Here is a 14,426-nt window from a genome sequence, read left to right on the forward strand (position 1 = left end):
GATCTCATGAAGGACGCGCTTTTCGGCGGCATCAACGCCGCAGCCCTGACGGCGATGAACCCCGACCTCTCGCCGGACCTCGACACCTATGCCGCGCATTGCAAGTGGCTGCTGGCCAATGGCTGCAACGGCCTCGGCATCCTCGGCACGACCGGTGAGGCCAACAGCTTCGGCTTCAATGAGCGGAAGGAGATCCTGGAAGGGATCGTGGCGCGCGGCGTGCCCGCGACGCGCCTGATGCCCGGCACGGGCTGCGCCTCCCTCACCGATACGGTGGAGCTGACGAAGCACGCCAAGGCGCAGGGCTGCCGCGGCGTGCTAGTGCTGCCGCCTTTCTACTACAAGGCACCGACGGATGACGGCCTCTTCGCCTATTTCAGCGAGGTCGTGAACCGCACCGGCGGCGGCATCGCCCTCTACCTGTACCATTTCCCGCAGCAATCGGCCGTGCCCTTCAGCCTCGACCTCATCGGCCGGCTGCTGAAGGCCTTCCCCGGCGTCATCAAGGGCGTGAAGGATTCCTCGGGCGACTACGCCAACATGAAGGCGATGATCGACCACTTCGCGAAGGATGGGTTCGAGGTCTATTCGGGCGCCGACAATTTCGTGCAGAAGATCCTGGCCGAGGGCGGCGCCGGCTGCATCACCGCCGCCGCCAACGTCAATGCCCGCTTCGGCCAGATCGTCTACCAGAAGCGCACGGGGCCGGAAGCCGATGCCGCTCAGGCCGTGCTGGACGCGACGCGCAAGGCCGCGACCGCGGTCGCCCTCATCCCCGGGCTGCGGGAGATCATCGCCCGCAGCACCGGCCATGATGGCTGGCGCGTGATCCGCCCGCCGCATCTGCCGCTGGTGGGCGATGAAGGCCAGAAGGCGTGGGATGCGATGCAGGCCGCCGGCGCGCTGCCGCTGGCGGGCATGGGCATGAAGGCCGCGGCGGAGTGAGCACGCCGCTGACATGCCGTGCCCCCGCCACGGGCACGGTACAGATCGACGACGACAAGGTGCGCGTCACGCGCTGGGATTTCGATCCCGGCGCGGAGACCGGCTGGCACCGCCACGGCATGTCCTATGTGGTCACGCCCATCACCGACGGCACGCTGCTGCTGGAACTGCCGGGCGGCCAGACCGCGACGGCGGAACTCAAGGCCGGCGTCAGCTACGCCCGCGCCTTCGGCGTGGAGCACAATGTGGTCAATGCCGGCACCGCGCCGCTGTCCTTCGTCGAGGTCGAGCTGAAGGCCTATGCCGGCTGACGCTTCGAAAGCGTCACCAGCGCCAGGCCTGAGAAGATGAGCGCCGCGGCTGGCAAGGTCAGCCAGCCCGGCACCTCCCCGAACAGCAGGAAGCCGTAGATCAGCCCGGCGAGCGTGATGAGGTAGGAGACCTGGCTGGTCACCATCCCGCCCGCGCTGACCAGCAGGCGGAAATAGATCAGATAGGCCGCGGCCGTGATCACGCCCTGCGCCAGCAGCAGCAGCGCGATGCCGAGGCTCGGCGGCGGACCCAGATGGCCGAGGGCGAGCGCCATCAGCAGCACCGATCCCGACGCGCCCACCAGCGTGCCCGCCGCCTGTGCCAGCGGCGAACTCCCCGGCACGGCAAGCTTTACCGACAGCAGGTTGGACGCGGCATAGCAGACCGGCGTCAGCACCATCAGCGCCGCCCAGGGCAGCAGCGCGGGATCGGGCAGCGCCGCCCCCGGCGCCATCGCCAGCGCGACGCCCGCCACGCCCAGCAGCGTGCCCGCGACGATGCGCGGCGTCGCGCGTTCGATTCCCGCCATGGCGAAGAACACCGTGCTGAGCAGCCCGGACAGCGGCACCAGCAGCGCGAAGAGCCCGGCCGGCGCGCGCATCAGCCCCGTGAAGGCGAAGAGGTTCGCGCAGGCCAGCCCGATGAAGCCGCCGCTGACGTAATGCACCCAGTGCGGCCGCGTCCATCGCGGCATGTCGCGGCTTCGCACGCAGACCAGCAGCAGCGTGATGGCGCTGATCACCGCCGCGATGGTGGCGACGCCGAGCGGCTTCATCCCTTGCGCCATCGCGAGTTTCGCCATCGCCGGCGTCAGCCCCCAGATGGCGCCGAGGGCAAGCAGCGCGAGGGCGATGGAAAGGCGTTGGGGCATCCCCGTTAACACCGTGTCAGGACAAAGGATGTCAAGCGGTTGAATCGCGAAGGCCCTTCGCGCCATGGTGGGGCGATGCTCCCCGAATCGGAACTGATCACGCTGCCCGCCGCGAAGGGCCATCTGGCGCCGCCGGCGCGTTGCCTGGTGCGCTGGCAGCCTTCCACCCGCGCGCGCCGCGTTTCCATGCGCATCTGCCCGAAGCATGGCGCCGTCGTCGTCATCCTGCCGCCGGGCAAGGGGCGCCGCGCCGGCCTCGCGCTGCTGCGCGAACATGCGGACTGGGTGATGGAACGCCTGGCCGCCCTGGCCCCCGCCACGCCGTTCGAGGCCGATGCAACGGTGCTGCTGGGCGGCGCGCCGCATCGCATCCGCCATGATCCGGCGGCGCTGGGTGGCGCCTTCCTCGATGGCAGCAGCATCATCGTCGCCGGCGATCCCGCCTTCCTGCGCCGCCGCGTCGGCGATTTCATGCGGGCCGAAGCGCGGCGCCGCATCCGCGCCCTGCTCGCCCCGCATGCCGCGGCGCTGGGCGTGAAGCCGCGCGCGCTGCGGCTGAAGGACACGCGCAGCCGCTGGGGCAGCTGCGCGCCGGATGGCACGCTCGCCTTCTCCTGGCGCCTGGTCATGGCGCCGGAATGGGTGCTGGACTACGTCGTGGCGCATGAGGTCGCGCATCTGAAGGAGCTGAACCACTCCGCCCGCTTCTGGGCGCATGTGTCGCGGCTGACGCCCAATCGCGACGATGCGGTGGAATGGCTGCGGCTGGAGGGGCCGGCGCTCTTGCGCGTCGGCTGAAACCGGGGCGACATCGATCGCCGCAACGACAGGGAACGGCCATGACCGAGCGCACCATCCTCGTCACCGGCGCGACCGCGGGCTTTGGCCTGGCCATCGCCCGCCGCTTCGCCGCCGATGGCTGGCGCATCATCGCGACCGGCCGGCGTGGCGACCGCCTGGCCTCGCTGGTCGAGGAACTTGGCCCCGCGCGCTGCCATTCCGTGCCGCTGGATGTGCGGGACCGGAAGGCCGTGCTGGCGGAGATCGATGCCCTGCCCGGCAGCTTCCGCGTGATCGACGTCGTGGTGAACAATGCGGGCCTGGCCGCCGGGCTCGATCCCGCACAGGGCGCCGACCTCGATGACTGGGACGCGATGGTCGACACCAACTGCAAGGGGCTGATGTATGTGACGCGCGCCGTGCTGCCGGGGATGGTGGCGCGGGATCGCGGGCACATCGTGAACATCGGCTCCACCGCCGGCGAATGGCCCTATCCCGGCGGCAATGTCTATGGCGCCACCAAGGCCTTCGTCCGCCAGTTCAGCCACAACCTGCGCGCCGACCTCTTCGGCACGCAGATCCGCGTGACGGAGATCGAGCCCGGCCTGGTGGGCGGCACGGAATTCAGCGCCGTGCGCTTCAAGGGCGATGCCGCCAAGGCCGCCGCCCCCTATGCGGGGACGGATCCGCTGACGCCGGAGGATATCGCGGATGCCGTCCACTGGTCCGTCTCCCGCCCCGCGCGCGTCAACATCAACACCATGCAGCTGATGCCGGTGGCGCAGAGCTTCGGCCCGCTGCGCGTCCACAAGGGCTGACCCGCGTGGCGCCGGAGCAGGGATCGCGCGCGCTGCGCCGCGTGGTGCAGGGCTTCACCGCCGCCACCATCGCCGCCATGGTGGCGGGCATCTGGCTGTCCATCGCGACCACGGACTGGATGTGGTTCGCGCGGTCGGGCGCCATCATCACGGCATTCGGCCTGGTGCTGGCCAGCCGGAAGGTGCTGATCGCGCGCGCCGATTTGATGGCGCTGCTGCAGGACATGGAACGGGTGGACGGCGCGGAACGCACCGTGCGGCTGGAGAGCTTCAAGCGCCTGCAACGCGACCTCGACCGCCAGATCATGGAGAAGGCGGGCTTCGCGCTGCTGATCCTGGGCACGCTGGTCTGGGGCTTCGGGGATCTGATCGGGCGGCTCTGAGAGCTTGTGAATTAATGCCCGAAAGCGCTGGAATCCGAGGAAAAAGCCCGATGATTTCAACGGGCATTAATGCTCAAGCTCGATTCTTTCACAGGCTCTGAGGCTCCCTCACGCCAGCGGGTGGTGTTCCTCCACCAGGCGCTTCAGCCGTTCCTCCAGCACCTTGGTGTAGATCTGCGTCGTCGCGATGTCCGCATGGCCCAGCAGGATCTGCAGGCTGCGGAGGTCGGCGCCATGTCCCAGCAGATGCGACGCGAAGCTGTGCCGCAGCACATGCGGGCTGACGCGATCCTCGTCGAGCCCCGCCGCCTTCGCGGCATCCTTCAGGATCAGCCCCACATTCTGCCGCGTGATGTGCCCGCCCGCGGCGCGGGAGGGGAACAGCCAGCGGCTGGGCTTCGCACCCTTCGGCAATTCCTTCATCGTCGCCAGCGCCGCTTCCCGCGCGCGGGCGGAGATCGGCACCAGCCTTTCCTTGTTGCCCTTGCCCGTCACCGCCACCAGCGGCTGCCCCGGCCGCAGCGCATTGGCCGGCAGCGCGATCAATTCACTGACGCGCAGCCCGCTGCTGTAGAGCAGTTCCACCAGCGCCACCGCCAGGTGCCCCCGCGCGCCCGGCAGCCCCGCCGCCCCTTCCAGCAGCGCGGTCACATCCGCCTCGCTCAGCGCCTTGGGCAGGCTGGCGGGCAGGCGCGGGCCCTGGAGGAGGTCGGTCGGGTCATCCGCCCGGATGCCCTCTCGCGCCAGGAAGCGGAAATACTGCCGCAGGGCGGATAGCCGCCGCGCCCCCGTGCGTGCCGCGAGCCCCGCGGCCGAAAGACCCTGGAGGTAGGATCGCACCACCTCCACATCGGCCTCCGCCGGCGCCACACCCTGCTGCCGGCAATGCACCCCGAAATCCTCGAGGTCCGCGGCATAGGCGCTGATCGTGTTGCGCGCCGCGCCGCGTTCCGCGGCCAGCATCTCCAGGAAGGATTCGGTGTGCCGGTCCCAGGACGCCATCGGCGGTCAGCGCGTGCCGAAGCGCTCCGCCGGCACGGTCCGCTCCACCGGTTGCGGCGTCACGGTGGGCGGGAAGGCGCCGATCGCCAGCAGGCCGAGCACGACCACCCCGAACAGCAGCACGAGCAGCAGCAGGATGGGGTGGCGGAACATCGGTCGGGCGGATCCTCGCACGGGCAAGGCTGTGCTAGCGTTGCGCATCGTGTCACGCAACACCGTCCTTCCGGCCTGGCCGCTCCTCGATGCCAGCCCCATCCCGGCCCCCCCCGCGCCCTTCGGCGCGGAGGCAGCCCCCCATGCGCCCCCCCATCCGGCGGCCGCTCGCAGCATCGTGCTGGTCGGCATGCCGGGGGCCGGCAAATCCTCCATCGGCCGGCGCCTGGCGACAAAACTGGGCCTGCCCTTCATCGATGCGGATACGGAGATCGAGGCCGCCGCCGGCCTGCCGATCACCGAGATCTTCACGCGATACGGGGAGCCGCATTTCCGGGATGGCGAACGCCGCGTCATCGCCCGGCTGCTGGCCGGGCCGCCTTTGGTGCTGGCCACCGGTGGGGGCGCCTTCTCCGATGCCCGGACCCGCGCCGCGGTCGCGGCTTCCGGCGCCGTCGCGGTCTGGCTGCGCTGTTCCCTGCCCACCCTGCTCCGCCGCGTCGCGGGCCGCGAACACCGGCCCCTCTTCCTCAACAAGGACCCGCGTGAGGTGCTGGAGCGCCTGATGACGGCGCGCCACCCCACCTTTGCCGAGGCCCCCGTGATCGTGGACTGCACCGACGAACCGCCGGAGACGACGACCCGCCGGGTGATGGAGGCGCTGGCCGCCCATCGCGACCCCTCCCGCCTGCCGGTCCGGCTCGGCGACCGGGCCTATGACATCTTGGTGGGCGAGGGGCTGGTCGCCCGCGCCGGCGCCCTCATCGCCCCCGTCCTGCCGGCGCGGCGCGTCGTGGTCATCACGGATGAGAATGTCGCCGCGCTGCATTTGCCCACCCTGACCGCGGGGCTGGCGGAGGCCGGGATCACCATCGTCTCCGCCATCACCGTCCCGCCCGGGGAGGCGAGCAAATCCTTCGCCCAGTTCCAATCCGTGCTGGAAGCCGCGCTGGCCGCCGGGGCGGATCGCCGCACCGCGGTGGTGGCGCTGGGCGGCGGCGTGGTGGGTGACCTGGCGGGCTTCGCGGCCGCGGTGGCGCTGCGCGGCCTCACCTTCATCCAGATCCCGACCACCCTGCTGGCGCAGGTCGACAGCTCGGTGGGTGGCAAGACGGGCATCAATCTCAGCCTCGGCAAGAACCTGGTCGGCGCCTTCCACCAGCCCCGGCTGGTGCTGGCCGATACCGGCGTGCTGGGCACCCTGCCGCCCCGCGAACTCCGCGCCGGCTACGCGGAAGTCGCGAAGCATGGCCTGCTGCAAGGCGAACTCTGGAACTGGTGCGAGGCCGAGGGCGCGCGGGCCGTGGCCGGCGACCCGGCCGCGCTGGCCCATGCCGTGATGGAATCCTGCCGCCTGAAATCCGCCGTCGTCGCGGCGGATGAACGGGAGGAGAGCGAGGAAGGCGGCCGCGCGCTGCTCAACCTCGGCCACACCTTCGGCCACGCGCTGGAAGCGGAATGCGGCTATGGCGGCGAATTGCTGCATGGGGAGGGCGTGGCCGTCGGCCTTGGCCTCGCCGCCGCGCTCTCCGCGCGCCTCGGCCATTGCAGCCAGGAACTGCCGGGGCGGGTGATCTCCCACCTCCAGGAAGTCGGGCTGCCGGCGCGGATCGGCGACCTCGGGCGAAAGTTCTCGGCGGAGGCGCTGATGGGCCGCATGCGCAAGGACAAGAAGGCGCGGGAAGGGGCGATGCGCTTCATCCTGCTGCGCGCCCCGGGCGACTGTTTCACCACGAGTGACGTGGCGCCGCTGGCGGTGCAGACGCTGCTGCGGGATGAGGGGTGCGGGGAGTAGGCGGCGCGCCGCCATTCCCGCCCCGGCATTCCCGCCTTGTCCCCCAGCCGCTAGGGTCATCCCGCACCGCACCATCGCCGGGGGACCCCCATGCCGCTGTCCGCGCCCGAAACCGATCGTCGCCTCATCCACACCCGAGCGATCGAGATGCAGGGTTTCGCGCGCGCGGATGGCCTCTACGACATCGAAGCCCACCTGGTGGACACCAAGACCTACGCCTTCGAGAACATGGACCGCGGCGCCATCCCCGCCGGCGAACCCCTGCACGGCATGTGGCTTCGCCTGGTGGTGGGGGAGGACATGGTGATCCGCGCCTGCGAAGCCTCCACCGACTTCGCCCCCTACGCCGTCTGCCCCGGCGCCGCACCCAATTTTTCCGCATTGGCCGGCGTTTCCATCGGCGTCGGCTTCAATCGCGCGGTGAAGGACAGGGTGGGCGGGTCCGTCGGCTGCACCCACCTCCGCGAATTGCTGGCGCAGATGGCGACGGTGGCGTTCCAGACCATCGGCCCGTTGAAATGGCGCAAGGCAAGGGAGGAAGCGGCGCGGCTGAAGGAAGCGGGCCTGCCGCCGCCCGGCCCCATCCGCAAGCTGCCGATCGGCTCCTGCCTCGCCTATGCGCCGGACAGCCCCGTGGTCGCCCGCCACCAGGCGGCGATGGAGGAATAGGCTAGGTCCGGGACGCTTCCTCCGGCGTCAGCAGCCGGAGGGAGAGGGCGTGCAGCCCGGCCTCGAACTCCGGCGCCAGCGCCGCATGGACGGCGCGGGACCGCGCGACGCGGCTCTGCCCGGCAAAGGCATCGGCGACGATGCGCAGCGTGTAGTGCGTCTCGCCCCCCGGCCGCGCGCCGGCATGGCCCGCATGCAGCGCGCTGTCGTCCTGCACGGTGATCTCGCGCGCGGCGAAGGCGGTGCGGATCGCGGCCTCGATGCGGGCGGCGCGGTTCTGCGTGTTCATGGCTGTCATGTGGGGCTTCCTGCCGCCGCGTGAAGCCCCGCGCAAGGCATGACGGGTCTGCCTTGCGCACCCCGGATGCCGCGACCATAAGTCCCGCATGGCGCGACGAGGCGACCGTATCGGATTGGCGACCGCGGAGCCGGAAGCGCCCGCGCGTCCCTGTGAATCGCCGGGCTGTGCGGAGCCCGGGGGCTTCCGCGCGCCCCGCGATCGCGCCGCGCTGAACCAGTACCGCTGGTTCTGCCTGGAGCATGTGCGCGAATACAATCGCGCCTGGGACTACTACAAAGGCATGGCGCCCGGGGAGATCGAGGCGAATATCCGCAACGATGCCGGCTGGCAGCGCCCCACCTGGCCGCTCGGCCGGCTCGGCGGCGCCAACCCCTTCGACCACCCGGAGATGTTCCGCGACCCGCTCGGGATGCTGAAGGATACGCCGCTCCATGCCCAGCGCCGCCGCCCGGCGCCCCGGGCGGATGAACCGCCGCCCGAACTGCGCGCGGCGCTCGACGTTCTCGGCCTGGCATGGCCCATCGATGCGGTGACGCTGCGCGGGCGCTACAAGGAACTCGCCAAGCGCTACCATCCCGATGCCAATGGCGGCGACCGCCAGGGGGAGGAACGGCTGAAGGATATCAGCCGCGCCTACAGCCTGCTCCGCCGCGCCCTTCCCGGCCGCGCCGCCACTCCCGCCGCCAAGCAGGGCTGAGTGGGTAGCCGCGCCGCCGCCACCGCCCTAGGATCAACCCGATGCCACAGCCGGACCCAGAGATGACCAAGGCCGCCAGCCCCACCGAGACCCGTCCCACCGCCGCGATCGACATGCCCGACACCAGCGTGAATGTGCGCGAGGTCTTCGGCATCGACAGCGACCTGACGGTCCCGGCCTTCTCGCTTCGCACCGAACATGTGCCGGAGATCGACAGCTCCTACCGCTTCGACCGGGAGACGACGCTCGCGATCCTCGCGGGCTTCGCGCATAACCGCCGCGTGATGGTCCAGGGCTATCACGGCACGGGCAAGTCCACGCATATCGAACAGGTCGCTGCACGGCTGAACTGGCCCTGCATCCGCGTGAACCTGGACAGCCACATCAGCCGCATCGACCTGATCGGCAAGGACGCCATCGTCCTCAAGGACGGCAAGCAGATCACGGAATTCCGCGAAGGCATCCTGCCCTGGGCGCTGCAGCACCCCTGCGCGCTGGTCTTCGACGAATACGATGCCGGCCGGCCTGACGTGATGTTCGTGATCCAGCGCGTGCTGGAAGTCGAAGGCAAGCTGACGCTGCTGGACCAGAACAAGGTCATCCGCCCGCATCGCGGCTTCCGCCTGTTCGCGACCGCCAATACCGTCGGCCTCGGCGATACGACCGGCCTCTATCACGGCACGCAGCAGATCAACCAGGGCCAGATGGACCGCTGGAACATCGTGGCGACGCTGAACTACCTGCCGCATGCGCAGGAGACGCAGATCGTCATGGCCAAGCTCGGCCTGGACGAGAAGGACGCCAAGGCGAAGCGCCAGACGGAAGCCATGGTGGCGCTGGCGGACCTGACGCGCGCGGGCTTCATCGCCGGCGACATCTCCACCGTGATGTCGCCCCGCACCGTCATCACCTGGGCCGAGAACGCCAAGATCTTCGGCGATGTCGGCTTCGCCTTCCGCCTCAGCTTCCTCAACAAATGCGACGAGGCCGAGCGCGGCACGGTGGCGGAGTACTACCAGCGCTGCTTCAACGAGGAACTGCCGAGCGGCAGCCTGCTCCGCAAGGCGGGGTGAGGCTTCCGGCCTGGGGCAGCAGCCCCGGGCCGGCTAATCGTTGATGGCGGAGCGGAGCCCCATGGCAAACACCAAGGACCAGACCCGGCAGGAGGAGTTCAAGCGCGCCACCGCCGGGGCGCTGCGCGCCATGGCGCAGGTGCCGGAAGTGCAGGTGGCCTACCAGCCCGGCCCCTCCGGCCTGGCCGGCAAGCGCGCCCGCCTGCCGCTGCCGACGCGCGCCTTGCCGCCCAGCGAGATGGCGAAACTCCGCGGTGCCGCGGATGCCATCGCGCTGAAGCTCCGCCACCACGACGAAGGCGTCCACAACGCCCGCGTGCCGCAGCGGCGTGAGGCGCGGGAGGTCTTCGACGCGCTGGAGGATGTGCGCGTCGAGGTCATCGGCAGCCAGCACATGGCCGGCGTCGCCGCCAACCTCCGCGCCCGCCTGTCGGAACAGTGCGAGGCCGAGGGCTACGACCGGATGACGCGGAAGGACCAGCTGCCGCTGCCCGCGGCGCTGGGCCTGCTCGCGCGCGAACGCCTCTCCGGCGAACCCGTCCCCCCCGCCGCCCGCCGGGTGCTCGACCTCTGGCGCGACTCCGTGGGCGAAAAGGGCGAATCCGCATTGGCGGAAATGGCCGCCGCCCAGGGCAACCAGGACGCCTTCGGCAGGGCCGCCCGCAAGCTGCTGGCGGCGCTGGACCTGGCGGAGGCCGAGGTCGAGGCCGAGGCCGAGCAGGATGAGGAAGAAGGGGAGGGCGGCGAGACCTCCTCCCAGCAGGATCAGTCCGGGGAGGGCGAGGCCCAGGCCCAGGACACGGAAAGCATGCTCGGCGCGCAGCCCGAGACCATGCAGGGCGACGCCGCCGAGGATGAGACTGAGGAGGGCGAGGAGGAAGGCGCCGCCGCCGAGGGCGATGACCGCCCGGGCGGCCCGCAGCAGCGGCGCGAGGTGCCGCAGGTGGACGACGCCTCCGTCTACCGCGCCTACAACCGCAGCTTCGACGAGGTGGTGGACGCCGACGACCTCTGCGATGCGGAGGAACTGGCCCGGCTGCGCCAGCAGCTCGACCAGCAGCTCTCCCACCTCCAGGGCGTCGTCTCCAAGCTCGCCAACCGCCTCCAGCGCCGGCTGATGGCGCAGCAGCAGCGCGCCTGGGAATTCGACCTCGAGGAAGGCATCCTCGACGTCTCCCGCCTGGCCCGCGTGGTCGTGAACCCGATGCTGTCGCTGTCCTACAAGCGGGAGCGCGAGGCCGATTTCCGCGACACGGTCGTGACGCTGCTGATCGATAATTCGGGGTCCATGCGCGGCCGGCCGATCACGGTCGCCGCCATGTGCTGCGACATCCTGGCCCGCACGCTGGAACGCTGCGCGGTGAAGACGGAAATCCTGGGTTTCACCACCCGCGCCTGGAAGGGCGGGCAGAGCCGCGAACGCTGGGTGCAGGAAGGCAAGCCGCGCAATCCGGGCCGCCTGAACGACCTCCGCCACGTCGTCTACAAGGCCGCCGATGCCCCCTGGCGCCGCGCGCGCAAGAATCTGGGCCTGATGCTGCGCGAGGGGCTGCTGAAGGAGAACATCGACGGCGAGGCGCTGGAATGGGCCTATAAGCGCCTGCTCCAGCGGTCCGAACACCGCCGCATCCTGATGGTGATCAGCGATGGCGCGCCGGTCGATGACAGCACGCTCTCCGTGAACCCCGGCAACTACCTGGAACGCCATCTGCGCAAGGTGATCGGGGAGATCGAGGGGCGGGAGGCGGTGGAGCTGATCGCCATCGGCATCGGCCACGACGTCACCCGCTACTACCGCCGCGCCGTCACCATCGTGGATGCCGAGGAACTGGGCGGCACCATGATGAAGAAGCTCGCCGAACTCTTCGATGAGGATGCGGCGATGGCCTGGCAGAGGGCCGCGGCGGAGCGGTCCCCGCTCGTCGCCTGATCCCCGGGATGGCGACCCGCCGCGGGCTGCTTGCGCTCGCGGCGGCGATGCTCCCCGGCTGCATGCCGGGGGCGGAGGCCGGGGCGCTCAGCCGGACGCTGGACCTGCCGCCGCTGCCGCCGGGCGGGCCGATCCGCGTCCTGGGCGGGCTTGAGATCGACACGCGGGTGCTGGGCTTCGGCGGGCTGTCGGCGCTGCATCTGGCGGATGACCTGACCCTCACGGCGGTGTCGGATTTCGGCCGATTCGCGGAGATGCGGCTGGCGCTGGATGCGGGGCTGCGGCCGGTCTCGCTCAGCCTGCTGCGGGCCGGGCCGCTGCGCGATGGCGCCGGACAGCCGCTGGCGCGGGGCCATGCCGGCGATTCCGAGTCGCTCGTTCGCCTGCCCGACGGCACCTGGCTGGTGGGGTTCGAGCGCTGGCACCGCATCCGCGCCTATCGCACCCTGTCATCGCCCGGCACCTATGTGGAGGCACCGCCGCGGCTGGAGCTGGCGCCGGCCAATGCGGGGCTGGAATCGCTGGCGGTGCTGCCGGATGGAAGGCTGGTGGCGATCGCGGAGGAGTTTCCGCCGGGGCAGGACCCCACCGTCACGGCCGCCTGGATCGGCCGGCCCGGCGCCTGGCGCCCCATCGCCTATCGCCCCGGCGCGGGCCTGCTGCCAGTGGATGCGGCCGCGCTGCCGGATGGCGCGCTGCTGGTGCTGGAACGCAGCTTCTCGATCTTCGGGGGTTTTTCCGGCCGCCTGGTCCGGGTGCCGCCCGCCCAGCTTGCCGCCCCCGCCATCGGCGCGGTGCTGCAGGGGGAGGAATTGCTGCGCCTGTCCGCCCCCATCCCCAGCGACAATTACGAGGGGCTGGCGGTGCTGCGGCGGGAGGGCCGGACGCTGCTGGCCATCATCTCCGACGACAACGAGAACCGGTTGCAGCGGACCTTGCTGCTGGTCCTCGAACTGCCGGGCTGATCAGGCGACTTCCATCAGCCTTTCGCGGGGCAGGGTGAGCCAGGCGCGGGCACCGATGCCGGGCGCGCTTTCCAGGCGGATGTCGCCGCCATGGGCCGCGGCCAGGGACCGCGCGAGGGTCAGGCCTAGGTCGAGTCCCCGCGTGCCGGCGACGGGGCTGGCCGCATCCATCACCAGGTCATGGGCCGGCAGGCCATCGCCCTCATCCTCGACGACGATGGCGACGGTTTCCGCCCCCAGCACATGGCGCAGGGCCACCACGTCGCCGTCGCGGGAATGGCGCGCGGCCCGGCGCAGCAGGGCGGCCAGCGCGCCTTCCAGCGCGCGGCGATCGGCCTTCACGGTCAGGCTGCGCAGGCCGGGATCGACCTGCCAGTGGCGACGGCCCGGCCGGATCTGCGCGGCCACGGCGGCGATGGCGGCATCCACCACGGGGCCGAGCAGGGCCGGTGCCTCATGCAGCGTGCGGGGGGAGGGTTCGGTGGCGAAGTCGGCCAGGTCATCGGCCAGCCGCAGCAATTGCTGGGCAACGCCTTCGAGTGGCGTCTCCTCCCCGTCCCGGCGCGGGCCGGGCACCATCTGGGCCGCCTGGGCCATCAGCGCCAGGCCGGGCCCGCGCAGTTCCTGCGCGGCGAGGGAGAGGCACCGACCCCGCGCGGCCGCCAGCCGTTCGGAAGCCGCGACGCGGTTGCGCGCGTCGATCAGGATCGATCGCATCCAAAGCGCCACGGCAAGGGCCGCGGCCGCCGGCAGGACGGCGATCAGAAGGAGGGACTCGGGCGTCATCGGCGCGACAGTGGAACCGATTTGGTTTCCGAACGGTAAACGTCGGAGCCTTAATGCCGGTCCATGTCATGTAAAAACGTCAAACTGAGTTGACGCTTTCGTGAGGAGCCCGCTGTCGGGCGGGAAGAGCGGGTGTCCGGGACCGTCAAGGCAACCGGACACGCCGTGAACGGCGCGGCGTGATGCCGCGCCATACCGTCGTCAGGCGGCGACGGCCTTCTTCGCCTGGGCACGCGCCAGGCGGCGCTTCAGCACCTGCGCCTCGACCGGCAGGTCGCGGTTCGGGGTGTTGAGCAGGAAGGCGTCGAAGCCGCCATTGTGCTCCACCGTCCGGATACCGTTGACGGACAGGCGCATGCGCACCGGCGTGCCAAGGATATCGGAGAAGAACGACGTTTCCTGCAGGTTCGGCAGGAAGCGGCGACGGGTCTTGTTGTTGGCGTGGCTGACGTTGTTACCCGTCAGCACGCCCTTGCCGGTGATTCCGCAGCGGCGGGCCATGACATGTATCCCGAGAAAGCGCGCGCACGGGGGCCTGGGACGGAGTGGCCAGGCTGCCGCACGCGGAGTGGTCCGGAGAGGGGGCCATATCGCGGATCGCCCCCGCGGCGTCAAGCCTTGGCGCGGCGATCGCGCCAGAGATTGGCGCGCTAAAGGTTGGCAGCGTGCGGAGGCTCGCCGGCCGCGCGGCGCATCTCCGCCAGCTCACCGGCCTCGACGGAGGACAGCGCGCTGCGCAGCACGCCCGCCACCGCGCGGTCATCCATGCTGCGCGACAGCATGCCGAGCGCGCCGCCCAGCAGGGCGGAGGCGATGGAGATCGGCGCGATGCCCTGCTCGATCATGTATTCGATGGCCTTGTCGACCACCGAACCGGCGTGGCTGAGGTCTTCCGGGGCCACGCCCTGGGGGTCGAACTGCATGCGGCGTCTTCCTTGAATGATCT

General features: G+C 70.7%; 18 protein-coding genes. 11 read left to right on the forward strand and 7 right to left on the reverse strand.

Features of this window, described 5'->3' with window-relative positions:
• The first annotated feature begins 6 nt into the window (after positions 1 to 6).
• Entirely contained in the window at positions 7 to 945 is a 939-nt protein-coding gene (locus tag BM041_RS05760) for a dihydrodipicolinate synthase family protein (RefSeq protein ID WP_175533760.1), read from the forward strand.
• The gene (locus BM041_RS05765) at positions 942 to 1,256 is read left to right on the forward strand and encodes a cupin domain-containing protein (RefSeq protein WP_092956688.1); all 315 of its coding nucleotides are present in this window, start codon (positions 942 to 944) and stop codon (positions 1,254 to 1,256) included. The genes BM041_RS05760 and BM041_RS05765 overlap by 4 nt, the downstream gene beginning before the upstream one ends.
• On the opposite strand, the gene BM041_RS05770 is transcribed toward BM041_RS05765, so the two are convergent.
• Complete coding sequence (locus BM041_RS05770) at positions 1,244 to 2,128, reverse strand: DMT family transporter (protein ID WP_175533761.1); 885 nt, start codon at positions 2,126 to 2,128, stop codon at positions 1,244 to 1,246. The two genes, BM041_RS05765 and BM041_RS05770, sit on opposite strands and share 13 nt — an antisense overlap.
• A 75-nt stretch (positions 2,129 to 2,203) precedes the next feature.
• Between BM041_RS05770 and BM041_RS05775 the strand changes: the two genes are divergently transcribed.
• Genes BM041_RS05775 through BM041_RS05785 form a run of 3 tightly spaced genes read left to right on the forward strand, consistent with a single transcriptional unit; the run spans position 2,204 to position 4,109 of the window.
• Positions 2,204 to 2,926 carry a M48 family metallopeptidase gene (locus BM041_RS05775; protein ID WP_092957555.1) on the forward strand — a complete coding sequence of 241 codons (723 nt, stop codon included), beginning with the start codon at positions 2,204 to 2,206 and terminating at the stop codon, positions 2,924 to 2,926.
• Between the two features lie 41 nt (positions 2,927 to 2,967).
• Entirely contained in the window at positions 2,968 to 3,726 is a 759-nt protein-coding gene (locus BM041_RS05780) for an SDR family NAD(P)-dependent oxidoreductase (RefSeq protein WP_092956694.1), read from the forward strand.
• A 5-nt stretch (positions 3,727 to 3,731) separates the two neighbouring features.
• On the forward strand, positions 3,732 to 4,109 hold the full coding sequence (locus BM041_RS05785; protein ID WP_092956697.1) for a hypothetical protein: 378 nt from the start codon (positions 3,732 to 3,734) through the stop codon (positions 4,107 to 4,109).
• A 108-nt stretch (positions 4,110 to 4,217) separates the two neighbouring features.
• Here BM041_RS05785 and BM041_RS05790 read toward each other — a convergent pair whose 3' ends face one another.
• Both BM041_RS05790 and BM041_RS30450 read right to left on the reverse strand, forming a co-directional pair.
• Entirely contained in the window at positions 4,218 to 5,111 is an 894-nt protein-coding gene (locus BM041_RS05790; protein WP_092956700.1) for a site-specific tyrosine recombinase XerD, read from the reverse strand.
• A gap of 6 nt (positions 5,112 to 5,117) precedes the next feature.
• Complete coding sequence (locus tag BM041_RS30450; RefSeq protein WP_175533762.1) at positions 5,118 to 5,264, reverse strand: hypothetical protein; 147 nt, start codon at positions 5,262 to 5,264, stop codon at positions 5,118 to 5,120.
• Positions 5,265 to 5,313: 49 nt separating this feature from the next.
• On the opposite strand from BM041_RS30450, the gene aroB reads away from it, so the two are divergent.
• Both aroB and BM041_RS05800 read left to right on the forward strand, forming a co-directional pair.
• Positions 5,314 to 7,059 carry a 3-dehydroquinate synthase gene (gene aroB / locus BM041_RS05795; RefSeq protein WP_245761960.1) on the forward strand — a complete coding sequence of 582 codons (1,746 nt, stop codon included), beginning with the start codon at positions 5,314 to 5,316 and terminating at the stop codon, positions 7,057 to 7,059.
• A gap of 90 nt (positions 7,060 to 7,149) precedes the next feature.
• The gene (locus BM041_RS05800) at positions 7,150 to 7,728 is read left to right on the forward strand and encodes a DUF2889 domain-containing protein (protein WP_092956706.1); all 579 of its coding nucleotides are present in this window, start codon (positions 7,150 to 7,152) and stop codon (positions 7,726 to 7,728) included.
• Between the two features lies 1 nt (position 7,729).
• Here the strand turns inward: BM041_RS05800 and BM041_RS05805 are convergent, their stop codons facing one another.
• Positions 7,730 to 8,026: a BolA family protein gene (locus BM041_RS05805; RefSeq protein ID WP_092956709.1), complete on the reverse strand. Its 297-nt coding sequence runs from the start codon at positions 8,024 to 8,026 to the stop codon at positions 7,730 to 7,732.
• 88 nt (positions 8,027 to 8,114) lie between these two features.
• Here BM041_RS05805 and BM041_RS05810 point away from each other — a divergent pair, with 88 nt between their 5' ends.
• The 4 genes from BM041_RS05810 to BM041_RS05825 all read left to right on the forward strand — a co-directional run bounded on the left by BM041_RS05810 (position 8,115) and on the right by BM041_RS05825 (position 12,694).
• Positions 8,115 to 8,726, forward strand: a complete 612-nt coding sequence (locus BM041_RS05810) for a J domain-containing protein (protein WP_092956711.1) — start codon at positions 8,115 to 8,117, stop codon at positions 8,724 to 8,726.
• Positions 8,727 to 8,788: 62 nt separating this feature from the next.
• The gene (gene cobS, locus BM041_RS05815) at positions 8,789 to 9,799 is read left to right on the forward strand and encodes a cobaltochelatase subunit CobS (RefSeq protein ID WP_092956714.1); all 1,011 of its coding nucleotides are present in this window, start codon (positions 8,789 to 8,791) and stop codon (positions 9,797 to 9,799) included.
• A gap of 61 nt (positions 9,800 to 9,860) precedes the next feature.
• The gene (cobT, locus tag BM041_RS05820; protein ID WP_092956717.1) at positions 9,861 to 11,729 is read left to right on the forward strand and encodes a cobaltochelatase subunit CobT; all 1,869 of its coding nucleotides are present in this window, start codon (positions 9,861 to 9,863) and stop codon (positions 11,727 to 11,729) included.
• 8 nt (positions 11,730 to 11,737) lie between these two features.
• Positions 11,738 to 12,694: an esterase-like activity of phytase family protein gene (locus tag BM041_RS05825; protein ID WP_092956720.1), complete on the forward strand. Its 957-nt coding sequence runs from the start codon at positions 11,738 to 11,740 to the stop codon at positions 12,692 to 12,694.
• Here BM041_RS05825 and BM041_RS05830 read toward each other — a convergent pair whose 3' ends face one another.
• From BM041_RS05830 to BM041_RS05840, 3 genes are all read right to left on the reverse strand, one after another.
• The gene (locus tag BM041_RS05830) at positions 12,695 to 13,480 is read right to left on the reverse strand and encodes a sensor histidine kinase (protein ID WP_092956723.1); all 786 of its coding nucleotides are present in this window, start codon (positions 13,478 to 13,480) and stop codon (positions 12,695 to 12,697) included.
• A 201-nt stretch (positions 13,481 to 13,681) separates the two neighbouring features.
• A complete protein-coding gene (rpmB, locus tag BM041_RS05835; RefSeq protein ID WP_092956726.1) occupies positions 13,682 to 13,981 on the reverse strand; it encodes a 50S ribosomal protein L28 in 300 nt (99 codons plus the stop codon).
• Positions 13,982 to 14,130: 149 nt separating this feature from the next.
• On the reverse strand, positions 14,131 to 14,403 hold the full coding sequence (locus BM041_RS05840; protein WP_092956729.1) for a hypothetical protein: 273 nt from the start codon (positions 14,401 to 14,403) through the stop codon (positions 14,131 to 14,133).
• Between the last annotated feature and the right edge of the window lie 23 nt (positions 14,404 to 14,426).

The organism is Falsiroseomonas stagni DSM 19981 (assembly GCF_900114315.1).
GTDB lineage: Bacteria > Pseudomonadota > Alphaproteobacteria > Acetobacterales > Acetobacteraceae > Falsiroseomonas > Falsiroseomonas stagni.

What these genes read in the sequence shown, in the direction of transcription:
- BM041_RS05760 (WP_175533760.1), top strand. Translation starts at nt 7, where the DNA reads ATGAAGGACGCGCTTTTCGGCGGCATCAACGCCGCAGCCCTGACGGCG.
- BM041_RS05770 (WP_175533761.1), bottom strand. Translation starts at nt 2,128, where the DNA reads ATGCCCCAACGCCTTTCCATCGCCCTCGCGCTGCTTGCCCTCGGCGCC.
- BM041_RS05775 (WP_092957555.1), top strand. Translation starts at nt 2,204, where the DNA reads ATGCTCCCCGAATCGGAACTGATCACGCTGCCCGCCGCGAAGGGCCAT.
- BM041_RS05780 (WP_092956694.1), top strand. Translation starts at nt 2,968, where the DNA reads ATGACCGAGCGCACCATCCTCGTCACCGGCGCGACCGCGGGCTTTGGC.
- BM041_RS05790 (WP_092956700.1), bottom strand. Translation starts at nt 5,111, where the DNA reads ATGGCGTCCTGGGACCGGCACACCGAATCCTTCCTGGAGATGCTGGCC.
- BM041_RS30450 (WP_175533762.1), bottom strand. Translation starts at nt 5,264, where the DNA reads ATGTTCCGCCACCCCATCCTGCTGCTGCTCGTGCTGCTGTTCGGGGTG.
- BM041_RS05800 (WP_092956706.1), top strand. Translation starts at nt 7,150, where the DNA reads ATGCCGCTGTCCGCGCCCGAAACCGATCGTCGCCTCATCCACACCCGA.
- BM041_RS05805 (WP_092956709.1), bottom strand. Translation starts at nt 8,026, where the DNA reads ATGACAGCCATGAACACGCAGAACCGCGCCGCCCGCATCGAGGCCGCG.
- BM041_RS05810 (WP_092956711.1), top strand. Translation starts at nt 8,115, where the DNA reads ATGGCGCGACGAGGCGACCGTATCGGATTGGCGACCGCGGAGCCGGAA.
- cobS (WP_092956714.1), top strand. Translation starts at nt 8,789, where the DNA reads ATGACCAAGGCCGCCAGCCCCACCGAGACCCGTCCCACCGCCGCGATC.
- cobT (WP_092956717.1), top strand. Translation starts at nt 9,861, where the DNA reads ATGGCAAACACCAAGGACCAGACCCGGCAGGAGGAGTTCAAGCGCGCC.
- BM041_RS05825 (WP_092956720.1), top strand. Translation starts at nt 11,738, where the DNA reads ATGGCGACCCGCCGCGGGCTGCTTGCGCTCGCGGCGGCGATGCTCCCC.
- BM041_RS05830 (WP_092956723.1), bottom strand. Translation starts at nt 13,480, where the DNA reads ATGACGCCCGAGTCCCTCCTTCTGATCGCCGTCCTGCCGGCGGCCGCG.
- rpmB (WP_092956726.1), bottom strand. Translation starts at nt 13,981, where the DNA reads ATGGCCCGCCGCTGCGGAATCACCGGCAAGGGCGTGCTGACGGGTAAC.
- BM041_RS05840 (WP_092956729.1), bottom strand. Translation starts at nt 14,403, where the DNA reads ATGCAGTTCGACCCCCAGGGCGTGGCCCCGGAAGACCTCAGCCACGCC.